The organism is Microbacterium sp. WCS2018Hpa-23 (assembly GCF_031843845.1).
GTDB lineage: Bacteria > Actinomycetota > Actinomycetes > Actinomycetales > Microbacteriaceae > Microbacterium.
The window spans coordinates 130,202-153,321 of sequence record NZ_JAVTIZ010000009.1 but is presented as its reverse complement, the minus strand read 5'-3'; the positions used below and the strand labels follow the sequence as shown (position 1 = coordinate 153,321).

Below are 23,120 nucleotides of genomic sequence, written 5' to 3'. Positions count from 1 at the left end.
GAGGCCCGGTGCTGCGAGGAAGCGGTCGCGGATAGGATTGATGTGCCCGTGATCACGGGCTTTCCCACCGCCGACCATTGGAGCCACCGTGGCCGAACAGTCCCGTCTTGACAAGGTCATCGCCCTTGCCCGCCACCGCGGGTTCGTCTTTCAGGCGGGTGAGATCTACGGCGGTTCGCGGTCCGCGTGGGACTACGGGCCCCTCGGCACGGAGCTCAAGGAGAACATCCGCCGCCAGTGGTGGCAGACGTTCGTGCGCGGCCGTGGCGACATGGTGGGCCTCGACTCCAGCATCATCCTGCCCAAGCGCGTCTGGGAGGCGTCGGGTCACGTCGCGACCTTCACCGACCCGCTGGTCGAGTGCCTGAGCTGCCACAAGCGCTTCCGTGCCGACAACCTCATCGAGGACTTCGAGGCGCGCAAGGGACGCAAGGCCGAGAACGGCCTCGCCGACGTGCCGTGCCCGAACTGCGGCACGAAGGGTCAGTACACCGAGCCGAAGTCGTTCTCGGGCCTCGTGAAGACCTACCTCGGAGTCGTCGACGACGAGTCGGGCCTGCACTTCCTGCGCCCCGAGACCGCACAGGGCATCTTCGTGAACTTCTCGAACGTCCTCACGGCCAGCCGCAAGAAGCCCCCGTTCGGCATCGGCCAGGTCGGCAAGGCGTTCCGCAACGAGATCACGCCCGGCAACTTCATCTTCCGCACGCGCGAGTTCGAGCAGATGGAGATCGAGTTCTTCACGCCGCCCGCCGAGGCGCAGGAGTGGTTCGAGCACTGGGTCGAGGCGTGCTGGAACTGGTTCATCGATCTGGGCATCGACCCCGCGAACATGCGTCAGTTCGACGTGCCCGAAGACGACCGGGCGCACTACTCGGCCGGCACGATCGACGTCGAGTACCGCTTCGGCTTCACAGGCAAGGAGTGGGGCGAGCTCATGGGTGTCGCCAACCGCACCGACTACGACCTGTCGAGCCACAGTGAGGCGTCGGGCCAGAGCCTGACGTACTTCGACCAGGCAACCGGCGACCGCTACACCCCGTACGTGATCGAGCCGTCTTTCGGTCTCACCCGCGCCATGATGGCGTTCCTCGTGGACGCATACCGCGAAGAAGAGGTTCCGAACGCCAAGGGTGGAACCGACGTGCGCACCGTTCTCAAGCTCGACCCGCGTCTCGCACCGGTCAAGGCCGCTGTGCTGCCGCTGAGTCGCAACGAGCGACTGTCGCCGTTGGCACGCGAGGTCGCCGACACGCTGCGCAGCTCGTGGGCCGTCGACTTCGACGACGCGGGCGCGATCGGCCGTCGGTACCGCCGCCAGGACGAGATCGGCACGCCGTTCTGCGTCACCATCGACTTCGACTCGCTCGACGATCGCGCCGTCACCGTGCGCGACCGCGACACGATGGCGCAGGAGCGCGTCTCGATCGACGAGCTGCACCAGTACCTCGCCGATCGCCTCAAGGGCGCGTGATGTGTCAGCTGCCGGATCCCCGTGATCCGGCAGCTGAGCCCGTGACCGCGCGGGCGTAGCGCTCCGAGAGCACCTGCAGGCGTGGGATCAGCTCCGGTGGTGACTCGACCGTGAAGTCCATCATCAGCATCCCGATGTATGCGGCGACGGTGTCGAGGCTGTCGGCGCCCGTGACGAGGATGCAGTGCGTCTCGTCGACGGGTTCGACCACGCCCACTGCGGCATGGATGCGGGCGAGCACCGCCTCGGCGGGAGCATCGATGCGGAGCCTGGCGTGCACGACCCATCCGCTCACCGCGATCGTGCGCATCGCGAAGGCCGTGTAGTCACCACCGGGAAGAGGTTGCGGCTCGAAGCGGCGACGCGTCGGCATCCGCAGTTCCATCCAATCGACGCGATAGGTCGACCATTCGCCGCTCTGTGGGTCTCGGCCCACGAGATACCAGCGCCGGTGCCAGGTGAGCAGGCGATACGGTTCGACGAGTGTCGTCACGCTCTCGTAATCGAACCTCAGCCATTCCTCGCCGCGGATCGCGGTGGCGATCGCCTGCAGCGCGGCGGCGTCGACCTCAGGGTCCGGGGCGTCGGTGTCGTTGTTCTCGGGCGCGCGGTCGACGCTCGAGCGCAATGCATCGACGGTCGGACGAAGATGCGATGGCAGCACCTGCTCAAGCTTCGCGAGCGCCCTGGCGCCCGATTCCGCGATGCCTGCGATCCCCGCCGCCGCCCGCAACCCGACCGTGACCGCCACGGCCTCCTCGTCGTCGAGCAGGAGGGGTGGAAGCTTGCCGCCCGAGCCGAGCCGGTATCCGCCGGTCGATCCCCGCGTCGCATCGACCGGGTAGCCGAGGTCGCGGAGGCGCTCGACGTCGTGGCGGACAGTGCGCGTAGAGACGCCCAGGCGCGAGGCGAGTTCGGTGCCGGAGCGCTCGGGGCCCATCTGCAGCAGCGCCAGAAGGGCGAGTAATCGAGCCGTCGGGTCGGCCATGAGAACTCCTGAAAGCGATTCGTCCATTAGGAACATATCGAACCTAATGGGTTTCTACTCTCGAGACATGGACAACACGAACAGCACCCCCAGCCCCTTCTCGGCCACGCCTTTCTCCGCCACGCCTTTCACCGTCTCGGTGCCTGCCGCTGAGATCGCCGATCTGCACGATCGCCTCGCCCGGACCCGTCTTCCGCAGCCTTCGCCGACGGACGACTGGGATGCGGGAACCCCCAACACCTACCTCCGCGAAGCGCTCGACGCCTGGCGCGAGTTCGACTGGACCGCCGCCGAGGCGGGCATCAACGCCGTCCCGCACTTCACGACCGAGATCGACGGACAGAACCTGCACTTCATCCACGTCCGCTCCGCGCACAAAGGTGCGACGCCGCTGCTGCTCGCCCACACGTACCCCGGATCCGCGGTCGACTACCTCGACCTGATCGACGAGCTGGTCGACCCCGTCGCGCACGGGGGTCGGGCGGAGGACGCCTTCGACGTCGTGATCCCGGATGCTCCCGGCTACGGCTTCTCGCAGCCGCTGTCCTCGGCGGGCTGGACGACGGCCCGGGTCGCCGCGGCGTACGACCGTCTGATGCGCGGGCTCGGCTACGACAGCTACGGGATCCACGGTTCCGACAACGGCGCGATGGTCGCTCGTGAGCTCGGCCTGATGAACCCCGATGGCTTCCTCGGACTGCATGTGCTGCAGCTCTTCTCCTTCCCCTCCGGAGACCCTGCCGAGTTCGAGGCGCTCGAGCCGCAGGACTACGCCGGTCTCGAGCACATGCAGTGGTTCCAGTCGGTCGGCGGGTACAACGCGATGAACTCGTCTCGCCCGCAGACCGTCTCGGTGGGAATCAGCGACTCTCCGATCGGATTGCTCGCCTACAGCGAGCTGTTCAACTCGTTCGGCAACGGCACGTCGCTCGTGCGGTTGGATCAGATCCTGCTCGAGGTGAGCGTGGCCTGGTTCGCGAACGCAGCGTCTGGCATGAGCCGCAGCTACCTCGAGAACGCGCGAGCGGATGCGGAGGAGGGGGCCGAGCCGCAGATCAACGCCGCACGCACCGGTGTCGCGATCTTCAAGGACGACTTCCAGACGATCCGCGTCTTCGCGGAGCGCGACAACTCGAACATCGTCCACTGGAGCCGCTTCGACGAGGGTGGCCACTTCGCGGCCCTCGAGCGCCCGGCGGTGCTGGCCGGCGACATCCGCGAGTTCTTCGCCGGGGCGCGCTGAGACGCCCGATCCATAGCCGAACGGAGACCCCCTCGCCCGCACGAGGGGGTCTCTTGCGGGTGAAGTTCTTCTATGCTGACCCCATGATCGAGGAGTGGAGCGAGTTCAACGTCGCGATGGCGGGGGCGACGGCAGCTCTCGCCGGTCTCGTGATCGTCGCCGCGAGCGTCAACATCGGCGAGATCGTGAAGTCGCGCACGCTCACTGCGCGCCTGCTCGCGGGAATCGCGGCGCTTTTGCTCGCGCTCGTGGTATCGGCGCTGGGTCTCGTGCCCGGCATCGACGCGCTCTGGCTCGGCAGTATGACGCTCGTGGCAGCTCTGCTCGCGTCGGCGTCCCAGATCCACGCGACCGTGCTCATCGCGCGCGACCCGGATCCGGCCGATCGCGCCAGGACGCTGAAGTATCTGGTGGGATTCCTGCCTATCGCGGCGTACTTCGTCGCGGGCGTCTTCGTCATCTTCGGCCATCCGGCTGGACTCTACCTCGCGGCTGCCGGCTGTCTGCTCGCGGTCGTGTCCGCGATCGTGGTCTCGTGGGTGGCGCTGGTCGAGGTTCTCCGCTGAAGGGCCCCGCGACCGGATCAGCCTGATCCGGATCAGCATGAACGGATCAGTCTGATCCGGATCAGCCTGTGACGGTGAGCTGCACCTGATCCGTGCCGCCGGCCTCGACCCACGCGAGCGATCGCTCGAGGATGCCGCGGAGCACGTCGAGATCGATCTGCTCCAGGTCTTTGATATACAGGCATCCGACGCCGGTCGTGTGCGGACCCAGTGTCGAAAGCGCGTCCACATGGGCGTCGACGCCGTCGAAGAGGTAGATCGTGGTCGCCGCCTTGCGTGGTGCGAAGCCGAGCAGTCCGCTGTCGCCCTCGGTACCGGTCGGGTACCGGTAGTGGCAGCTGCCGAATCCGATGATCGTGCCCCAGGTCTGCGGGTCGCGACCGGTGATGTCCTGCATCAGCGCAGTCAGCGTCTCGGCGTCCCGACGACGGATCGCGGGGCTGGAACGGGCGATGAGTCCGGCGACGTCATCGCCGGTGGGCTTCATGCCTTCGCCTTCGCCGCGGCCTTCATCGCCTTCTTGTGCTCGCGCACCTTCGTCAGAGACTCCGGTGACACGATGTCCGCGACGCTGCGGTACGAGCCTTCGAGGCCGTAGCCGCCGGCGGCCTCACGCCAGCCCTCGCCCGTGAAGCCGTACTGCTTGCCGAGCAGCGCGAGGAAGATCTTCGCCTTCTGCTCGCCGAAGCCGGGGAGGGCCTTGAGTCGCTTCAGGACCTCTGCGCCCGACGGGTTCCCGTCGGTCCAGATCGCCGAGGCGTCACCGCCCCAATGTTCGACGAGATCGTGACACAGGGTCTGCACGCGGGTGGCCATCGAGCCCGGGAAGCGGTGGACGGCCGGGGTGGTCTTGAACGCCTCGAGGAACTCGTCAGGGTCCATGCCGGCGATGGTGGACGCATCCGTGGCTCCGGTGCGCTGCTCGATCTTCAGCGGGCCCGCGAAAGCCGTCTCCATCGGAACCTGCTGATCCAGCAGCATCCCGACCAGAAGCGCGAGCGGGTTGGCGGTGAGCAGGGCGTCCGCGGCGGTGTCTCCGGTGATGTGAAGGGCCATGCCTCCAGTCTGGCACCCCGGTCAATCCCGCGCCCGGCCTGGGCGCGCCGAATCAGATGCGCTGCAGCTTCGGAAGTGGGCCTTCGAGACGCGCGATCGACACCCGAACGTCGGCGATGTCGGCCTTGAGCTCCGTCTTGACACCGGCGATCTCCGTCTTGAGTTCGGTTCTGAGTTCGGTGATGTCGCCCTTGAGTTCGGTTCTGAGTTCGGCGATGTCGCCCTTGAGTTCGGTTCTGAGATCGGCCATCTCGACTCTGACCTCGGCGATGTCCGCCTTGAGTTCAGTCTTAAGGCCGGCGATGTCGGTTTCGACCTTCGTGAACCGCTCGTCGATCCTGTCGAAACGCACCTCCAGCCCTCGGGACTGACGGGCGATCATGCGAGAGACCCCGCCGAGCGCGGTCGCGGTGAAGCCGAAGAGGGCGATGATGATGCCGATCACATTCGGGTCCACGAGCATGCTCCCAGTCTGCGCCGAGCGTCGGGCGCTGTCATGGGTTCGACGATATGAAGCAGGAGCGATGCGCGTGGCCCGGTCGTCGTCCGAATCCCGAGTACGGGGGACAGTGGCCGTCCGACGTTCGCTGTACAGAAAGGGTGGCGACTCAGGCGGTCGCGGCGTCGGCGTCCGACGACTGCGCAGGCTCGACCGGCTGGATGCCGTAGAGCGTCGAGAGCGCGGCGGCGAACTCATCCGCCTGACCGGTGGCCGCGAGCTCGTGCGCGCGCGTGGTCGGCGTGTGCAGCAGAACGCCGGTGAGGTGGCGAAGCGCCTGCTCGACCTTGCCGTCTTCATCGCCGCGCGCGCGGGCGCGGCCGATCTCAGCTTCCAACAGCGCGAACATATGCGACCGCAGGGCGACGACCGACGGGGTCACGCTCTGTCGGCTGCCTACGACATGGAATGTGTCGGCAGCCTCGCGCACGACGGTGCGAGCGGCATCCGTCGCCTGCAGCTCTTCGAGCGGGGCGTGCAGGCTGATGGTCTCGAGGTCGAGCAGCGCGACGCCTTCGAGGGTCGCGACGGCGGGGTCGACGTTGCGGGGCATGCCGAGGTCGACGACCATCTGGCTGTGCGACGCGACGGGGCATCCCTCGGGGGCGATTCCGGTCGGCGCCTGCAGGTGCTCGGGGGTCAGCACGGGTTCGGCGGCGGCCGTGCAGGTGATGAGCAGGCTCGATCGCGAGGCGACGCGAGCGTAGTCCTCGGCTGCGACCGGGCGGATGCCGTGCTTCGCGGCGAACTTCTCGGCGCGACCGGAGGGGGAGTAGACCGAGATGTTGACGGCTCCGCGCTCGCGGAGCGTCGCGAGCGTGACCGCGGCGTAGGCGCCGGTGCCGACGAGCAGCACGCGCTCGGTCGACCAGTCGGCGATGCGGCTGTCGGCGAGTTCGAGCGCGAGACGCACGAGCGACCGGCCCGCACGACCCAGAGCCGTGACGTTCTTGACCTTGCGCTGCGCCTGGCTCGCGCGCTGGAACAGCCGCTCGAGCTCGGGGGAGGTGGTGCCCTCCTTGCGGGCGGACTTCAGCGCGCGGCGCACCTGCCCTGCGATCTCGCCCTCGCCGGAGACGACGGACTCGAGTCCTGAGGCGACCGAGAAGAGATGCTCCGCGACGCGGCGACCGGAGTGCACCTCGTAGGCGCCGTCGAGTTCTGCGGTGCTGATGCCGGTCGAGGATTCGACGGCTTCGAGCACCGCCTCGACGCCGATCGCACCCGCGGCGGTGACCGGTTCGTCCATCTCGACGTAGGCCTCGAAGCGGTTGCAGGTAGCAAGAACGACCGCACCCTGCACGCAGGACGCCATGTCCACAACAGTGGAGGCGACGTCGTCGGGGGTGCGGCTCAGGCGTTCGAGCAATTCGAAGGAGGCGGTCTTGTGACTCGCCGTGACAACCAGCAGCACGCATCGATTCTACCTGAGGCTTCATGCAGGTCGGCCCAGCACCGGATGGGAGGATGGATGCATGGCCCTCTCCGATGCTCCGCTGCTGCGCGCCCTCACCGGCCCCCGACCCGAGCATGCCCCCGTCTGGTTCATGCGGCAGGCGGGCAGGTCACTGCCCGAGTACCGCGAGCTGAGGGTCGGAACGCGCATGCTCGACGCGTGCCTCACGCCCGACCTCGCCGCCGAGATCACCCTTCAGCCGGTGCGTCGACACGGTGTCGACGCCGCGGTGTTCTTCAGCGACATCGTCATCCCCCTGCGGCTTGCCGGTGTGGAGGTCGAGATCGAGGCCGGTCGCGGACCCGTCTTCGCGAACCCCGTGCGCACGGCGGCGGACGTCGACCGCATCACGGAGATCGATCCGCTCTCGCTCGACGGCACCGCGATCGCGGAGGCCGTCGGCATCGTGACTGCGGAGCTCGGCGACACCCCGCTGATCGGCTTCGCCGGGGCGCCGTTCACTCTCGCCGCCTACCTCGTCGAGGGCGGCCCGTCGAAGGAGCACCTGCGCGCTCGGGCCATGATGCATTCGGATCCCGAGTCGTGGAACCGTCTCGCCGGCTGGCTGGCGCAGGTCTCGCGTCGCTTCCTCGAGATCCAGCGCGATGCCGGAGCATCCGTCGTGCAGCTGTTCGACTCATGGGCGGGGTCGCTGAGCACCGCCGACTATCGCGCCTTCGTCGCCCCGCACTCCCACGTGGCACTCGAGGGCATCGGAGTGCCGAGCATCCACTTCGGCGTCGGCACCGGACCCTTCCTCGCGGACATGCGGCTGGGCGGCATCGCAGACGGCGTCGGCGTCGACTGGCGACTGCCGCTGGACGAGGCCGCGGCGATCCTCGGGCCCGATGTCTCGGTGCAGGGCAACATCGACCCGGCGCTGCTCTCGGCGCCGTGGCCGGTGCTCGAGGCTCATGTGCGCGACGTGGTCGAGCGCGGTCGCGCTGCCCGTGGCCACATCGTCAACCTCGGACACGGCGTGCCGCCCGAGACCGACCCCGATCAGCTCACGCGCATCGTCGAATTGGTGCACTCGATCTGATCGTCGCGATACGTGGGCCTCACGCCTTCGTCGCTCGCCGCCGCCACCACCGCACGATCCGGAGATCGTCGGGTCCGAAGCGTCCTTCGGGGAGCGCGGCACGGATGCGGTCATCGCTGAAGGAGCGGGACGGGCGGATGTCGACGGGCGGCTCCGGGGCAGCGGGCAGAGGCTCGCTCACCCCCTCTGCGAGCATCCTCGCCTGAGCCTTGGCGACGAGTGGGGTGACCATCGCCCACTCGGTGAGCTGAGCGAGGATCCGGATGCTCCAGGTCGGCACCGGCATGAACGCGGGTCGTCGTCCTGCCACGCGGGCGATGCGCCGGATCGCCTCTCCGAGCGTGACCTCGTCGGCGCCCATGACGGCCACCGTCGGGTCGGGGATGCGTCCCTCCAGCGCCGCGACCAGGACGTCGACGGCGTCGTCGACGGGGATGGGGCGCGCGGTGCGTTCGCGGAATCCGACGGTCCAGAAGAGGGGAACCGTGCGCACGGCCTTGGTGACGTGGTCGACCATGTGGTCGCCGGGGCCGTAGATCATTCCGGACTTGAGGATCGTGTGCTCGATGCCCGAGTGGCGGATGATCTCCTCGGCCTCCCATTTCGACTCGTGGTAGGGCGATCCGCATCCGGGTCGAGCGCGGAGGAAGCTCACCATCACGATGCGGCGGACGCCCGCGCGACGGGCGGCCTCGACGACCGCGCGGGTGCCGGCGACATGCACTCTGGCGAACGTCTGGTCGCCGATCTCACGGTTGATCCCGGCGCAGTGAGCGACGGCGTCGCACCCCGCGAAAGCCTCGGCGAGGGCGTCGACGTCGTCGATCTCGACGCCGCTGCGGCGGGAGACGATGACGGCATCGGGCAGGCGCTCGGCCAGGTTCCGCCCGACGAATCCGGTACCACCGGTGATCGCGACCCTCATGAAGACTCCTTCGCTCATTAGCTATCGGGCTAAACACTATCTAGCTCGGGTGCTATATTGCAAACATGGCAGATAGCGCGTCAGACATCTTCGCCGCGTTGGCCCACCCGACCCGGCGTCAGATCCTCCAGGACCTCAAAGAGGGAGAGCTCGCGGCGGGCGAGATCGCGTCGCGATTCTCGTCGAGCGGGCCGACCATCTCACGACACCTCAGCGTGCTGCGTCAGGCCGGGCTCGTCAGCGAGCGACGCGACGCTAACCGCATCCTCTACTCGCTCGTCGGCGAGCGCCTGGCGCTCTCGGTCGGCGACTTCCTCTCGACCGTGTGCCCCGAGCAGATGGTGCTCCGCGAGGTGCGCAAGCGCGGCTCCGGCCGCGCAGCTCAGACTTCCGCCGAAGCCTGAGCGCGCGACCCGTCGGCGGGTGCGACGGTTTCTCCGGTCGGCGACCGGATGCCGTCCAGGCTGCGGGTGAAAGGATTGACCCATGACCCCGAAGCCCGCGAACCGTGAGTCGTCCCGTGCCGAGCCCGCCGATCTGGCCGTCCGCGCGTCGAAGCGACACATCGTCGTGGTCGGCGGTGGCATCGGCGGGCTGATCGCGGCCCGCGAATGCGTGAAGGTCGGCATGCGCGTGACGCTGCTGGAGGCGTCGGATGCCGTGGGCGGAGCGATCCGTCGAGCCGAGCTCGATGGGATCGTGGTCGATGCAGGAGCCGAGAGTTACGCGACCAGAGGCGGCCGGGTGCGCGCGCTCCTCGAGGAGCTCGGGCTCGAGGATCGCATCGTCGCACCCGCGGCAGGAGGCGCCTGGCTCGCCGGCATCCCCGGAATCGGTGCCGCACCGCTGCCGGTCGGCGGGATCCTCGGCATCCCCGGCAACCCGTTCCAGGAGGACGTCCGTCGCGTCATCGGCTGGTCGGGAGCATGGCGTGCGTATCTCGATCGCGTGCGCCCGCCGCTGACGATCGGTCACAACCACAGCCTCGGCAAGCTGGTGTCATCGCGTATGGGCGCCAAGGTCCGCGACCGTCTCGTGGCGCCCGTGACGACCGGTGTGTACTCCGCGTCACCCGACGACGTCGACGTCGACATCGCCGCACCGGGACTCAACGCCGCGCTGACGAGCGTCGGTTCGCTGTCGGGAGCCGTCCAGGCGCTGCGCGAGCAGAGCGCAGCGCGTGCCGCCCAGGCTTCGCGCGCCGCCCAGGCTCCCGGCGCCGCGGTCGAGGGGATCGACGGCGGCATGATGGTGCTGGTCGAAGCGCTCGTCGCAGACATCGAGAAGCTCGGCGGAGTGGTGCGCACGGCTGCTCGCGTGACGGAGATCACCCAGGCGGGGGATGCCTGGACCATTCGGGCCGAGGTGAAGACCACTGTCGACGCGAGCGATGAGCTCGATGCCGGCGAGGCGGAAGATCTCGATCTCACCGCCGACGGGGTCGTGATCGCCACCTCCGAGGATGTGGCGCGGCGTGTACTCGACAAGGCGGTACCGGCGCTCGCCGACACCACGGCGGCGGACGCCCCTGAGATCGAGATCGTGACGCTGCTGCTGGCTGCATCGGCGCTGGACGGCGCTCCTCGTGGCACCGGAGTGCTGACGGTCCCCGGAAGTCATACGGCCAAGGCGCTGACCCACTCGAGCGCGAAGTGGGACTGGGTGCGCGAGGCGGCCGGCGGCAGGCACCTCCTGCGCGTCTCATTCGGGGCGCAGGGCGAACCGGCGGCGACAGCCGCCCTCGAAGACACAGCCGCAGCGAGAGTCGCGCTGCGTGAGGCATCCGCCCTGCTCGGCGTCGCACTGCCCGAGAGCGCCCTCGTCGCCGCGCATCGTGCGCGGTACGTGCAGTCGCAGCCCGCATCGATCATCGGCTCGGCGGGGCGACGCGAGGCGGCGCGAAGCGCCATCCAGGCGGTTCCCGGGGTCGCAGCGGTGGGTGCCTGGCTCGCCGGCACGGGTCTCGCGCAGGTCATCCCGGATGCGCGGGAGGAAGCGGATCGTCTTCGTCGAGCTCTGCTCTGGGACTGATCCGCGGGCGTGGCATGTCGTGAGGCAGGGTCCGCAGCCGCTGCAACCCTCCGCGAAACCGAAAGACGGTCTGCTGTCAACCCCGTGCGAGATAGATGCCGAAATCGGCATACGGGGCTACGCTGGACACCTGGCAGGCGGCGCCGAGCCGCCGGTTCGCCGCAGGGCGTTCGCACCGGAACAACGTGAGGAGACCCCATGAAGGGGAAGATCGGACTCGTCGTAGGACTCGGCGTGGGATACGTCATCGGAACGCGCGCAGGACGCGAGCGCTACGAGCAGATCAAGACGCAGTGGCTCAAGGTCTGGAACCTCGACCCGGTGCAGGAGCAGGTCGAGCGGGTCAAGGGATACGTCGGCGACAAGGCCGCGGCCGTGCCCGGTGCCATCTGGACCGGCGTGCAGAAGGTCGTCAAGTCGGCAGGCGGCGGCGACAAGACCGCCGGTCAGCGTCTTGACTCGGCTGTCGCCGCAGGCAAGAAGGCCGCTGAGGACATCGTCGACGCGACCGAGGACGCCGTCGACGAGGCCAAGGATGCCGCGAACAAGCCCGCGGCCAAGAAGCCTGCGGCCAAGAAGCCGGCATCCTCGCGCTCCACCGCTGCGAAGTCCGGTAGCTGACATGCCCCGCGGATACCGCGACCGCGCCGAGGACAGCCTGCTGTCCCTGATCGGCGACCTCCCCGAACTCATCAGCAGCCTGGTCAAGGCCGAGGTCAACGCGGCCAAGGCGTGGGTCTCGAAGACCGCGAAGGATGCGGGCATCGGTTCCGTCTGGTTCCTGGTCGCCCTGTTCTTCCTGTTCTGGGCCGTGCCGGTGATCCTGGTGTTCGCGATCGCAGGTTTGTCGTCCTGGTGGCCGGTGTGGCTGTCGGCGCTGGCAGTGCTCGGCATCCTGATCCTCGCCGTGCTGCTGTTCGCACTGCTCGGCATCCTGAAGTTCCGCAAGGTGCTCGCTCGGAAGAACCCCGCGCAGGCGGTGGGCGAGGACATCCGACTCGTGAAGGAGGCCGGCGATGACGAACTCTGACATCACGAGGTCGCTGCCGAAGACCGCCGTCCCTGCGGGGATCGTCGATCCTGTGCAGTCGGCCCGTGCCGAGTTGAAGGCCGCTCTCGCGGCGATCGAGGTCAAGGGCAACTTCCCGCGGCGCATCGACAAGGCGTCCAAGCGGGCAGCGGCGAAGGCGCGTGTGTTCGCCGACCGCAACCCCGCGGCGGCGATCGCTGCGGCCGTCGGCGTCGCCGCAGTCGTCGGTGGGGCCGTCTGGGTCATCGCCCGGGCGCTCTCGCGCTGACCGTTCGGCGCAACTCCGGCATTCTGGCTCGCGTTCGCGAGTGCTCTGCAAAGGGGGCAGACTGGTCGTATGTCCGATGAGCGCGAAGAGAACCCGTCCGGCTTCACCCTGTGGGCCGTCTGGCGACGAAACCCCGACGTTCCGGTCACCGAATCCGACTCGACCGAACTCGAGACCATCGTCTCGTACGTCGAGGACTCCGGCGTCACCGTCCGCGGCTTCTACGACGTCTCGGGCCTGAAGGCCGACGCTGACCTGCTCGTCTGGCTGCACGGAGACACCGCAGAAGACCTGCAGAAGGCGCTCCGGCGCCTGCGTCGCACCGAACTGCTGCGCACGCTGCTGCCGGTGTGGAACGTCATGGGCGTGCACCGCGATGCGGAGTTCAACCGCGCTCACGTGCCCGGGTTCCTGCGTGGCGTCGAGCCCAAGGACTGGCTGTGCCTGTACCCGTTCGTGCGCACGCCCGAGTGGTATCTCGCGCCAGAAGAGGAGCGTCGCAAGATGCTCGCCGACCACGGTCGCAAGGGTGCCGCCTTCAAGGGCGTCATCGCGAACACGGTGGCCGCATTCGCTCTCGGCGACTACGAGTGGATCCTGCCGCTCGAGGCCGATGAGGTCACCGAGCTCGTCGACCTCATGCGCGACCTGCGCTACACCGATGCGCGTCTGTACGTGAAGGAGGAGATCCCCTTCTACACGGGGCGTCGCCTCCGGTTCGACGAGATCGCGGACGTGCTGCAGTAGGCCGACGATGACGATTCAGAGCACTCGGACCACACCGATCCGACTGGGCACCCGCCGCAGCGCGCTCGCGCAGGCGCAGTCCGGTCACGTCGCCGCCGCCCTCGAGAAGATCTCCGGACGAGCCGTCGAGCTCGTTCCGATCACGAGCGAGGGCGACACGAACCGTGCCTCGCTGTCGGAGATCGGCGGTCAGGGCATCTTCGCCACCCGTCTGCGTGAGGCACTGCTCGCGGGGGAGTGCGACTTCCTCGTGCACTCGTTGAAGGACCTGCCCACCGCGATCCCGGAGGGCCTCGTGATCGCTGCCACCCCCGTGCGTGAGGACGCCCGCGATGTCGCGATCACTCGTGGGGGCACGCCGCTGCACGAGCTTCGTTCCGGCAGCAAGGTCGGCACCGGCTCGCCGCGGCGCATCGCCCAGGTGCGCCGCAGGGCTCCGCACGCCGAGGTCGTCGACATCCGCGGCAACGTGGACTCCCGTCTGCAGCGGGTCGCAACGGGCGAGCTGGATGCCGTCATCCTGGCGGCGGCCGGACTGTCGCGTCTCGGCTCCGACTCGCCGCTCCGGCGCGAGGAGCTCGGTCTCGCCGAGTGGCCGACCGCACCGGGGCAGGGATCGCTCGCGGTCGAGACCCGGACGGATGCTCCGGAGGAGCTTCTCGCGGCGCTCGCCGAACTCGACGACGAGGCCACCCGACTGGCCGTCACGGTGGAGCGTGCTGTGCTCGAAGGACTCGACGCGGGATGCCAGGCGCCGATGGCCGCACACGCTGTCGTCGACGGCGACCAGATCCGCGTCAGGACAGTGGTCTACGCGACCGACGGGGCCCGGCGTATCGGCCTCGACGTCACCGAAGCCCTGAACGGGGAGTATATTCGTCGGAACGGCAGCGGCAACGGAGCGGATGCTGCCGGTGGTGCAGACCCGATGCACGCAGCACGCGAGATCGGGTTGTCTGTCGCCCATCGGCTGCTCGAGCAAGGGGCGGCCGACCTCGTCTCCCGAGAGCATTCCTCATCATGACCAATTCGAAGCAGGACCGACCGCTGGACGGCTGGCGCATCCTCGTACCCCGCGGAGGCCCGTGGGGCGACGGTGTGGCAGCGAGCCTGCGCGCGCAGGGCGCGGTGCCCGTCGTCGCGCCGCTGATCAACTTCGCGCCGACCACCGACCAGGCAGCGCTCGACGTGGCGCTCGCACAGCTCGCCGGCGGGTCGTACGACTGGCTGACGGTGACGAGCGCGACCACCGTCGACGTGATGTTCGCCCACAGGGCCGTCGTGCCGCGCGGCACGAAGATCGCCGCAGTCGGCGAGACCACGGCTGCCGCCCTGCAGGCCGTCGGATACGAGGTCGCTCTCGTTCCCGAGCAGGACAACTCGGCCGAGGGCATGGCCGAGCAGCTCATCGCTCTCGAGACGCAGCCCCGCCGCATCCTGGCCCTGCGCAGTGAGATCGCGAAGCCCGTGCTCAGCGTGCTGCTGCAGGAGGCGGGCCACGACGTCGACAGCGTGGTGGCATATCGCACGGTCGGTGTGCCTGTGACGGATCGCATCAAGCGCGATGTCGAGAACGGCCGCATCAACGCCATCCTGATCACGAGCGGTTCTGTCGCGGCGCAGGTGCGCGAGCAGTTCCCCGAGATCCCCGACGAGACGCTTCTCGCGGCGATCGGTCCTCGGACTGCGAAGGATGCCGGAAAGGCCGGCCTCCCGATCACGGTCGTCGCCGACAAGCAGACCGTGGATGCGCTGATCGACGCGGTGTCGACCTTCACCCTCCCGCACGCGGCAGACGAGCTGGCGCCGTGAGCTTCCCCGACGTCAGGCTGCGCCGACTGCGCCAGTCTCCGGCGGTTCGTGGCCTCGTGCGCGAGACATCTCTCGAGCCGCGTCAGCTGGTGCTCCCGCTGTTCGTGCGCGAGGGCATCACCGAGGCCGCGCCGATCGGCTCCATGCCCGGGGTCGCTCAGCACTCGCTCGACTCACTGCGGAAGGCCGCGACCGAGGCGGCCGAGGCAGGTGTCGGCGGCGTGATGCTGTTCGGAGTGCCCGCCGTGCGCGATGCGCAGGGCTCGGGCGCGGATGACCCGAAGGGCATCCTGAACGTCGCGACCGAGGTGCTCGCCGCCGAGGTCGGCGACGCGCTCGTCGTGCAGACCGACCTGTGCCTCGACGAGTTCACCGACCACGGGCACTGCGGCGTTCTCGCGGCAGACGGCTCGGTCGACAACGACGCCACGCTCGAGCGCTATGCATCGATGGCACTGGCGCAGGCCCGCGCCGGCTCCCAGCTGCTCGGCCTTTCGGGCATGATGGACGGCCAGGTCGCCGTCATCCGCGAGGCGCTCGACTCGGACGGCTACACCGACGTGCTTCTGCTCGCCTACGCCGCGAAGTACGCGAGCGCGTTCTACGGCCCGTTCCGCGAGGCCGTCGACTCTCAGCTGACGGGCGATCGCCGTACGTACCAGCTCGACCCCGGCAACCGCCGCGAGGGCGTGCGCGAAGCCGTCGTCGATGAGGAGGAGGGCGCGGACATCGTCATGGTGAAGCCGGCCATGGCCTTCCTCGACGTGCTGCGCGAGGTGCGCGACACCGTGCATATTCCGGTGTGGGCATACCAGGTGTCCGGCGAGTACGCCATGATCGAGGCCGCTGCCGCGAACGGCTGGATCGATCGTCGCGCGTCGATCCTCGAGTCCCTGCTGTCGATCCGCCGGGCGGGTGCCGACGTCGTCCTCACCTACTGGGCGACGGAAGCCGCGCGCTGGCTGCGGGGCTGAGCGAGTTCTCTCTTCTCGGTCCGAGTCGCTGTTCTCGCGTTCTCGTCTGAATCCGGTGCTCAGGTGTGCGGGCTAGCCTGGAGGGGATGCCGGGAGAGCTCCGCGCATCGTTGAGGAGTGTGCTGTGACCGACCGCAATGACGACCTGTTCTCCGCCGCACGCACGGTGATCCCCGGCGGCGTGAATTCGCCGGTGCGCGCATACGGTTCCGTCGGCGGTACGCCGCGCTTCCTCGCGTCTGCGAGGGGCGCGACGGTCACGGATGCCGCGGGCAACGAGTACGTCGACCTGGTCGCCTCGTGGGGTCCTGCGCTGCTCGGACATGCGCAACCCGAGGTCGTGGCCGCTGTGCAGGAGGCTGCCACCCGAGGGCTCTCGTTCGGCGCTCCGACCGAGGGCGAGGTCGAACTCGCCCAGCTGATCGCCGACCGCGTGCGGTTCGGCGAGGTCCGGCCCATCGAGCGCGTGCGTCTCGTCTCGACGGGCACCGAAGCCACCATGACGGCGATCCGCCTCGCACGTGGTGCGACAGGCCGCGACCTGCTGGTGAAGTTCGCCGGCCACTACCACGGGCACTCCGACGGCCTACTCGCGGCGGCGGGATCCGGCGTCGCGACGCTCGCGCTGCCGGGGTCCGCGGGTGTTCCCGCGCCGATCGCGGCTCAGACTCTGGTCATCGACTACAACGACCCCGACGCGTTGGCTGCGGTCTTCGCCGAGCACGGCGATCGCATCGCTGCGGTGATCGTCGAAGCGGCCGCCGCCAACATGGGCGTGGTGCCGCCTGCGCCCGGATTCAACCGTCTGCTGGCCGACACCGCTCACGCGCATGGCGCGCTGCTGATCCTCGATGAGGTGCTGACGGGCTTCCGTGTGCACCCCGCGGGTTTCTGGGGGCTTCAGGCTGCGGCAGGGGAGGACTACCTGCCCGACATCGTCACCTTCGGCAAGGTCGTCGGCGGGGGGATGCCCCTGGCGGCTCTCGGCGGACGTGCCGAGGTCATGGACATGCTTGCGCCCCTCGGGCCCGTCTACCAGGCGGGCACGCTCTCGGGTAATCCGCTCTCGGTCGCAGCTGGCCTCGCGACGCTGCGCCTCGCGACCCCGGAGGTCTACGCGACGGTCGATGCGGCGGCCGCTCGCGTCGCCGCTGCGCTGGACACCGCGCTGACCGATGCCGGTGTCACGCACGCCGTCGCCCATGCGGGGAGCCTGTTCAGCGCGTCCTTCCGAGCATCTGCGCCTCGTACGTATGCCGAGGCGCAGGCACAGGAGTCGTTCCGATACGCACCCTTCTTCCACGCCATGCGCGAGCAAGGGGTCGCCTTGCCGCCGAGCGTGTTCGAGGCATGGTTCCTCACCGCCGCTCACGGCGAAGAGGAGCTGCAGCGCATCGAGGCCGCACTGCCGATCGCTGCCCGTGCCGCAGCGCAGGCGACCGCCTGAGTCGCCGGCCGAACCGTCGGCGCCCCACTTCGCTCAGACAAATCCGTTTCGCTCAGACAAATCCGTTTCGCTCAGACAAACCCGTTTCGTTTAGCCGAGCGCGCTTTCCTCAGACGAACATCACTCGCCGTCGCGGTGAATCCCTGTAGGTGCGCCCGAGTGGGCTGAGCCAGTCGATCGTTCCGTCGGGAAGCTGGTGCGCCGTCCACCTGTGGTCGTCACCGACATCGGGATGTTTGATCCCGTGGTGGGTCGCGCAGAGATGACCCAGATTGTGGATGTTCGTCCTGCCGCCCTTCGCATGATCGAAGGTGTGGTCGATCTGGCACCGATGCACCGGCATTCTGCATCCGGGGAATCGGCAGTGTTGGTCTCGGGCCCGCAGGAACCGTCGCATCGGCTCGGTGGGCCGGTAGGTGTCGGTCTCGACGACCAGGCCGGTCGGATCGAGGAACAGGCGTGACCACCCGCCGTTGCGGCCGGCGAGGTCACGCGCGATGTCGGGGTGAAGAGGGCCGTGCCCGTCGAGCTGGGCGGAACGATCGTCGCACCCGGCGAGAGTGGTTGCGGCCCTCGTGACGTGAATCCGTCCCTGGATGTTGTCGAGTCCCGCGCCGTTGGCGGCGCTCGGGTCGGACGCGAGCAGGAGGTCGATCAGCAGATCGGCGCGCACCTGATCGATCGTGCGCGTATCTGCCGGGATGTGCTCGACCGCGGGCCCCGTGGGGCAGGTGGGGTCGGTCGTGAACGTCCCGTCGCCGAAGATCGCGTAGTCATCGCGTGAAGGATCGTCGTGAGCGATGTCCTCCGGGTAGATCGGATCTTCGCCGTCATCGAACGGCTCGAGCGCCGGCTCGCGGTCGTCCCGTCCGCGGATGACGGCGTGAGCGAGCTGAGTGAGGCGATCGAGGATTGCCGTCGCGAGGTGCTCGGGGAGCACGACAGTCAGGACGGAGAGCCCGTCTCCTGCCGGCCGCACGGTCACCGTGCGCTCCGACGCCGCTCGTGCGTGGCGCTCGGTGGTCGTCGAGCCCGACAGCACCGCAGCCAGCTCCCGCAGATGCACACGCGTGCGTGCAGCGGTCTCGCGCTCGGCGACGATGACAGCGACCGTGTCGTACAGGGGCAGCACGTCGGCATCCGCTCGGCCGTTGTTCACCGCCTCGCGCACGACTCCGGCAGCTCGGACGATCTCGCGGACGTGTGCACCGCTGATGGCGCCGCGCCGGAACGCCTCGCGCACGCGCGGATGGCTGGCGTCGAGGAAGACTGCGTCGGTGAAGGCGTATTCGACACTGCCCTGGGTCATGCGGCCGGCTGCTGAGTATTCTGCGACCATCGATCGATGAATCGCATCACGGTGGAACGGGCTGTCATCGGAATCCGTTCCGGCGAGCCGCATTCGCTCGGCGAGGAGGTCAGATGCCTCCGCCTCGAGACAGGCGATCTGTCGCCGCTTCTCGACCCAGGAATCGAGCAGCTCCCTGCGCTGCTCGAGACCGTTGTCGGTGGCGAATGTCATGCTCTGAGTCTAGTAGATTTGTTCGAAACTCGAGCGGAACATCGGAATGGGAGAGGGGTGGAATCGTGGGAACCGACAACGGATCGTTGCCTTCCTGTGAGCAAGACACAGACATCTGGGAGGGTGCCGCTGGCAGACTGGACGCATGGTGACGTTGCTGCTCGACCAGACGCAACTCGAGATCGTGCTCTCGCCGATCGAGCGTGCGGCGAGCTTCCACCGTGACAACGTACGACTCGTTCGCGACACCATCACCAAGGTGCAGCTGATCGACGACGCATGGACCTGGCTGCGCGGCGTGCCGAACCCCGGAACGCACATCCCCGGCGTTCTCGCCGCGGGAACGTGGAAGGCCGCCGGAAGCGTGGACTTCGTGCTGATCCGTCGGCGTCGCCCCAGTGTCGTCATCGACCTCGCGGGCGACGAGCAGTACCGGCGGCTGATCCTCACGACCAGGCACGGCCTCGCACTGACTCAGGCGCTCAGGCTCGACGTCTCCGATGAGCCGGCAGACGTCGAGGAGATCGTCGCCACGTCGCCGACTCCGGTGTCGAAGGGCAGCCGTCGCCCGGTGATCCGTCCGCGGCCGGCCTGACCCGGCCCCAGAACGAGCGAACGCCCTCCGCAGCCTTTCGGCGCAGAGGGCGTTCGCATGAAGCTCGGCGGCGCGGCCTCAGGACTGGTGGTGCTCGCCCGCGTGGCCCTCGTGCTGCTCGTGGTGCTCACCGTCGTGGTGCTGGCCCTCGTGCTGCTCGTGGTGCTCACCGTCGTGGTGCCCGCCATCGTGCTGCTCGTGGTGCTCACCCTCGTGGTGCTCACCCTCGTGGTGCTCGGCATGAGCGTCCGGCTGCTCCTCGGATGCCTCCGACTCGCCGAGCGGGTAGTCCTTCGGCTCGTCCTCGTAGTAGGCGCGTGCGGCTGCGGCGAGCATCGAGCTGACAGCCGCAGAGCGTGGGTCGTCGTCCGACGCGTCTCCCTCGCCGGAAGCCGAGTCTGCGCCGTCAGCGGAGACCGTCTCGTCGGATGCCGACTCATCGGATGCCGGAATTTCGGTGAAGAACTCGACTCCGGAGTGCTCGTCGACGCTTTCGGCTGCGGGTACGGACTCGTTCTCGGAGCCGGCATCAGCGTTGACGGACGGTTCCGCATCGTTTGCCGTCGCGTTCCCGAACAGGATGTCGTCGAACGAGGGACGGGCGCCCTCCTCGGAGGCGACGTCGCCATCGTCGGATGAACCGTCGGGATCCGCGTCGTGCCCGGAGTGTTCGTCCGACTCGGCGGCCTCCGAAACGACATCTGCCGCGTCTTCGGCGTCATTCGCGTCGGATGCGTCGGCCGCGTAGCCGAGCTCTGCCGCCGCGTGCTCGATGTCTCGCGCCGCAGCCGCCGCATAGGCAGCGTCGTCGGCCTTGGCCTCAGCGGCATCCGCCGCGGCAGCTTCGGTCTCAGCAGCAACTTCGGTCTCAGCAGCAGCGTCAGTCTCAGCAGCAGCGTCCGCCTGTCCCGAGTCAGCTGAATCCGCAGCATCCGAGCCCTCAGGTTCGGCGGAGTATTCCGTAGCAGTCTCAGCTTCGGAGGCCTCGGCGTCGATCTCCGCGCCCTCGTCGACGTTCGCCGCGTCGTCCGCAGGCGCATCTTCAGCGTCGTCCGATCCGTCTTCTGCGTCCACCGTCTCGACGGAGGCATCTGCAGCTGTCTCGACGGAGGCGTCCGCCGTCTCGACGGAGGCGTCTGCAGGTGTCTCGCCGATCACTGCAGGCAGGACCGTGGTCGCAGGAGCGGCGTCGTGCAAAGCATCCGACGACCCAGCCCCGGCCCCGGCCCCGGCCCCGGCCTCAGGGACGATGAACTGCGAGGCTGCCGCGATGGCGTGCGGTGCGAGCGTGCCGCCGCGCACGAGCTCGATGAACACGTCTTCGAGGGTGGGGCCGCGCTGCACCAGAGTGGTGAGGGCGATGCCGGCCGATGCCGCGATGGCGCCGACCTTTCCGGCGTTGCTGCCGCGGACGGTGAGTCCGGAGCGGAGCACCTCGACCTCGAGACCGGCGGCCGAGAGCGCCGCCTTCAGCGCGGCGCGGTCCGCGGCATCCACGACGACCGATCCGGCAGACGGGTCTGCGAGCTTCTCGATGCCGCTGGACAGCATGAGCTGCCCCTTCGAGAGCACGAGCACATGGTCGGCGACCTGCTCGATCTCGCTCAGCACGTGCGAGGAGACGAGAACCGTGCGGCCCTCGTCGGCGAGGCGGCGCATGAGCAGGCGCATCCAGCGGATGCCTTCGGGATCGAGTCCGTTGGCGGGCTCGTCGAACACGAGGGCACCGGGGTCGCCGAGCAGGGCGTGGGCGACGCTGAGTCGCTGACGCATGCCCAGCGAGAAGCTGCCGATGCGCCCTTCGCTCTCGTGCTCGAGACCGACCAGCGAGAGGACCTCGTCGACGCGCGACAGCGGGATGCCGTTGGCCTTGGCCGCCATGGTCAGCTGGCGGGCAGCCGAACGTCGAGGGCGGTACACCGTCTCTTCGAGCACCGATCCGATGGTGCGCAGGGGGTGGCGGAGTTCCGAGAATGCGACCCCGCCGATCGTGGCCGTGCCGGAGCTGGCGCGCACCTGACCGAGGAGGATCCGCAGTGTCGTGGTCTTCCCGGCTCCGTTCGGGCCGAGGAAGGCTGTCACGACACCGGGCTCGACTCGCGCGGAGAAGTCGGACACCGCCGTCACGTCATTGAATCGCTTGGTGACGCGCGTGAACTCGAGCACCTGTCCGTCGGGCATCTGCGACCTCTCGTTGCAGTGGGCAGTTCTCTCTATCCTGCCGGAAAAGCCGCCGGATCGCGCATTTACCGCACAAACCCACCCGAATGCAAGGCTGCGGTCGAGGGGTAACGTGGCACCCGTGACCGATTCCATCGCCGCTCCCCGGGTCCTCGTCCGCACAGAAGGCGCGCTCGGCAGGCTCACGCTGAACCGGCCCGAGGCGATCAACGCCCTCGATCTCGGCATGATCCAGCTGCTCACCGAGGCGCTCGAGGCATGGCGCGAGGACACGGATGTGCAGATCGTCCTGATCGACGGCGAGGGCGAGCGCGGGATGTGCGCGGGCGGCGACGTGCGCGGACTCCACGCGCAGATCGTGGCTGATCGAGCCGACGAGACCGCGGAGTTCTTCCGTGCCGAGTACGCACTGAACGCGATGATCGCCGAGTACTCGAAGCCGGTCGTCTCGCTGGCCGACGGCATCACGATGGGTGGAGGTGTCGGCCTCTCGGGTCACGCGGCCATCCGCATCGTCACGGAGCGCTCGAAGCTCGCGATGCCCGAGACCCGCATCGGCTTCACGCCCGACGTGGGCGGCACGTGGCTGCTCGGTCGCGCACCCGGCCGGCTGGGCGAGTACTTCGGTCTCACGGGCGGCACCATGAACGGAGCGGACGCGGTGCTGATGGGCTTCGCCGATCACTTCGTCCCGTCCGACCGCCTCGACGCGCTGCGCGAGGCGCTGGCGTACCGTGCCGATCCCACCGGGCCGGCCGAGATCGTACTGCTGTTCGACGAGACGCCCGATCCGTCCGAGCTGCCCGCCGCGCGCGCGTGGATCGACGAGGCGTTCTCCGCCGACACCGTCGCCGAGATCGTCGCGCGCCTGCAGGAGCAGGGGACGGCGGATGCCATCGCCACCGCCGAGTTGCTCGACGGCCTCGCCCCGACCGGCCTCGCCGTGACGCTCGACGCGGTTCGCGAGGCTCGAGCGCTCCCGAATCTCCGCGTAGCGCTCGAGGGCGAGTACCGCCGCGTGATGTGGTTCGTGACGCATCACCCCGATCTCGTCGAGGGGATCCGCGCGCAGCTCATCGACAAGGACCGCAACCCGCAGTGGGATCCCGCGAAGATCGCCGATCTTGCTCCGGATGCGGGTGCCGAGGCACGCGAGTTCGTGCCCGATCGCCCCCTCTTCTGACGTACATCGATATATCCGTGGTTGTTCGCCGCCGCGCATAAACGGCTGGCCGCAGGCGGAATGGTTCGCTGTCAGCGAAGG

General features: G+C 68.6%; 24 protein-coding genes. 16 read left to right on the top strand and 8 right to left on the bottom strand.

Features of this window, described 5'->3' with window-relative positions; all coding sequences use genetic code 11:
* Positions 1-88 precede the first annotated feature (88 nt).
* Complete coding sequence (locus tag RQG77_RS15785; protein WP_311245588.1) at positions 89-1,474, top strand: glycine--tRNA ligase; 1,386 nt, start codon at positions 89-91, stop codon at positions 1,472-1,474.
* A 4-nt stretch (positions 1,475-1,478) separates the two neighbouring features.
* Here the strand turns inward: RQG77_RS15785 and RQG77_RS15780 are convergent, their stop codons facing one another.
* A complete protein-coding gene (locus RQG77_RS15780; RefSeq protein WP_311245587.1) occupies positions 1,479-2,462 on the bottom strand; it encodes a WYL domain-containing protein in 984 nt (327 codons plus the stop codon).
* A gap of 67 nt (positions 2,463-2,529) precedes the next feature.
* Here RQG77_RS15780 and RQG77_RS15775 point away from each other — a divergent pair, with 67 nt between their 5' ends.
* Positions 2,530-3,705, top strand: coding sequence for an epoxide hydrolase (locus RQG77_RS15775; protein WP_311245586.1), 1,176 nt, complete (start codon positions 2,530-2,532; stop codon positions 3,703-3,705).
* Positions 3,706-3,788: 83 nt separating this feature from the next.
* Entirely contained in the window at positions 3,789-4,271 is a 483-nt protein-coding gene (locus tag RQG77_RS15770; protein ID WP_311245585.1) for a hypothetical protein, read from the top strand.
* 61 nt (positions 4,272-4,332) lie between these two features.
* On the opposite strand, the gene RQG77_RS15765 is transcribed toward RQG77_RS15770, so the two are convergent.
* From RQG77_RS15765 to RQG77_RS15750, 4 genes are all read right to left on the bottom strand, one after another.
* On the bottom strand, positions 4,333-4,758 hold the full coding sequence (locus RQG77_RS15765; RefSeq protein WP_311245584.1) for a DUF1801 domain-containing protein: 426 nt from the start codon (positions 4,756-4,758) through the stop codon (positions 4,333-4,335).
* Positions 4,755-5,327 carry an HhH-GPD-type base excision DNA repair protein gene (locus RQG77_RS15760; RefSeq protein WP_311245583.1) on the bottom strand — a complete coding sequence of 191 codons (573 nt, stop codon included), beginning with the start codon at positions 5,325-5,327 and terminating at the stop codon, positions 4,755-4,757. The genes RQG77_RS15765 and RQG77_RS15760 overlap by 4 nt, the downstream gene beginning before the upstream one ends.
* Before the next feature lie 52 nt (positions 5,328-5,379).
* On the bottom strand, positions 5,380-5,790 hold the full coding sequence (locus RQG77_RS15755) for a hypothetical protein (RefSeq protein WP_311245582.1): 411 nt from the start codon (positions 5,788-5,790) through the stop codon (positions 5,380-5,382).
* A gap of 145 nt (positions 5,791-5,935) precedes the next feature.
* Complete coding sequence (locus RQG77_RS15750) at positions 5,936-7,240, bottom strand: glutamyl-tRNA reductase (protein ID WP_311245581.1); 1,305 nt, start codon at positions 7,238-7,240, stop codon at positions 5,936-5,938.
* A 61-nt stretch (positions 7,241-7,301) separates the two neighbouring features.
* Here RQG77_RS15750 and hemE point away from each other — a divergent pair, with 61 nt between their 5' ends.
* Complete coding sequence (gene hemE / locus RQG77_RS15745) at positions 7,302-8,324, top strand: uroporphyrinogen decarboxylase (protein ID WP_311245580.1); 1,023 nt, start codon at positions 7,302-7,304, stop codon at positions 8,322-8,324.
* Positions 8,325-8,343: 19 nt separating this feature from the next.
* Here the strand turns inward: hemE and RQG77_RS15740 are convergent, their stop codons facing one another.
* Entirely contained in the window at positions 8,344-9,249 is a 906-nt protein-coding gene (locus RQG77_RS15740; protein ID WP_311245579.1) for an NAD(P)H-binding protein, read from the bottom strand.
* A gap of 65 nt (positions 9,250-9,314) precedes the next feature.
* Here RQG77_RS15740 and RQG77_RS15735 point away from each other — a divergent pair, with 65 nt between their 5' ends.
* The 10 genes from RQG77_RS15735 (at position 9,315) to RQG77_RS15690 (ending at position 17,558) form a co-directional block, all read left to right on the top strand.
* On the top strand, positions 9,315-9,653 hold the full coding sequence (locus RQG77_RS15735) for a metalloregulator ArsR/SmtB family transcription factor (protein ID WP_311245578.1): 339 nt from the start codon (positions 9,315-9,317) through the stop codon (positions 9,651-9,653).
* Positions 9,654-9,735: 82 nt separating this feature from the next.
* Positions 9,736-11,280: a protoporphyrinogen oxidase gene (gene hemG, locus RQG77_RS15730; protein WP_311245577.1), complete on the top strand. Its 1,545-nt coding sequence runs from the start codon at positions 9,736-9,738 to the stop codon at positions 11,278-11,280.
* Positions 11,281-11,478: 198 nt separating this feature from the next.
* Positions 11,479-11,901, top strand: a complete 423-nt coding sequence (locus tag RQG77_RS15725) for a hypothetical protein (RefSeq protein ID WP_311245576.1) — start codon at positions 11,479-11,481, stop codon at positions 11,899-11,901.
* A gap of 1 nt (position 11,902) precedes the next feature.
* Positions 11,903-12,310: a phage holin family protein gene (locus RQG77_RS15720; RefSeq protein ID WP_311245575.1), complete on the top strand. Its 408-nt coding sequence runs from the start codon at positions 11,903-11,905 to the stop codon at positions 12,308-12,310.
* A complete protein-coding gene (locus RQG77_RS15715; protein ID WP_082477971.1) occupies positions 12,297-12,578 on the top strand; it encodes a hypothetical protein in 282 nt (93 codons plus the stop codon). Before RQG77_RS15720 ends, RQG77_RS15715 begins: the two co-directional genes overlap by 14 nt.
* A gap of 69 nt (positions 12,579-12,647) precedes the next feature.
* Positions 12,648-13,325, top strand: a complete 678-nt coding sequence (gene hemQ / locus RQG77_RS15710) for a hydrogen peroxide-dependent heme synthase (protein WP_311245574.1) — start codon at positions 12,648-12,650, stop codon at positions 13,323-13,325.
* A gap of 7 nt (positions 13,326-13,332) precedes the next feature.
* On the top strand, positions 13,333-14,349 hold the full coding sequence (gene hemC, locus RQG77_RS15705; RefSeq protein WP_311245573.1) for a hydroxymethylbilane synthase: 1,017 nt from the start codon (positions 13,333-13,335) through the stop codon (positions 14,347-14,349).
* Entirely contained in the window at positions 14,346-15,137 is a 792-nt protein-coding gene (locus RQG77_RS15700) for a uroporphyrinogen-III synthase (RefSeq protein ID WP_259161611.1), read from the top strand. Before hemC ends, RQG77_RS15700 begins: the two co-directional genes overlap by 4 nt.
* Positions 15,134-16,111 carry a porphobilinogen synthase gene (gene hemB / locus RQG77_RS15695; protein ID WP_311245572.1) on the top strand — a complete coding sequence of 326 codons (978 nt, stop codon included), beginning with the start codon at positions 15,134-15,136 and terminating at the stop codon, positions 16,109-16,111. The genes RQG77_RS15700 and hemB overlap by 4 nt, the downstream gene beginning before the upstream one ends.
* A 124-nt stretch (positions 16,112-16,235) precedes the next feature.
* Positions 16,236-17,558, top strand: a complete 1,323-nt coding sequence (locus RQG77_RS15690; RefSeq protein WP_311245571.1) for a glutamate-1-semialdehyde 2,1-aminomutase — start codon at positions 16,236-16,238, stop codon at positions 17,556-17,558.
* Positions 17,559-17,667: 109 nt separating this feature from the next.
* Here the strand turns inward: RQG77_RS15690 and RQG77_RS15685 are convergent, their stop codons facing one another.
* Positions 17,668-19,080, bottom strand: a complete 1,413-nt coding sequence (locus tag RQG77_RS15685; protein WP_311245570.1) for a DUF222 domain-containing protein — start codon at positions 19,078-19,080, stop codon at positions 17,668-17,670.
* Positions 19,081-19,225: 145 nt separating this feature from the next.
* Here RQG77_RS15685 and RQG77_RS15680 point away from each other — a divergent pair, with 145 nt between their 5' ends.
* The gene (locus RQG77_RS15680; protein ID WP_311245569.1) at positions 19,226-19,675 is read left to right on the top strand and encodes a hypothetical protein; all 450 of its coding nucleotides are present in this window, start codon (positions 19,226-19,228) and stop codon (positions 19,673-19,675) included.
* 78 nt (positions 19,676-19,753) lie between these two features.
* On the opposite strand, the gene RQG77_RS15675 is transcribed toward RQG77_RS15680, so the two are convergent.
* Complete coding sequence (locus RQG77_RS15675) at positions 19,754-21,856, bottom strand: ATP-binding cassette domain-containing protein (RefSeq protein ID WP_311245568.1); 2,103 nt, start codon at positions 21,854-21,856, stop codon at positions 19,754-19,756.
* Positions 21,857-21,977: 121 nt separating this feature from the next.
* On the opposite strand from RQG77_RS15675, the gene RQG77_RS15670 reads away from it, so the two are divergent.
* Positions 21,978-23,039: an enoyl-CoA hydratase/isomerase family protein gene (locus tag RQG77_RS15670; protein ID WP_311245567.1), complete on the top strand. Its 1,062-nt coding sequence runs from the start codon at positions 21,978-21,980 to the stop codon at positions 23,037-23,039.
* Positions 23,040-23,120: the final 81 nt, after the last annotated feature.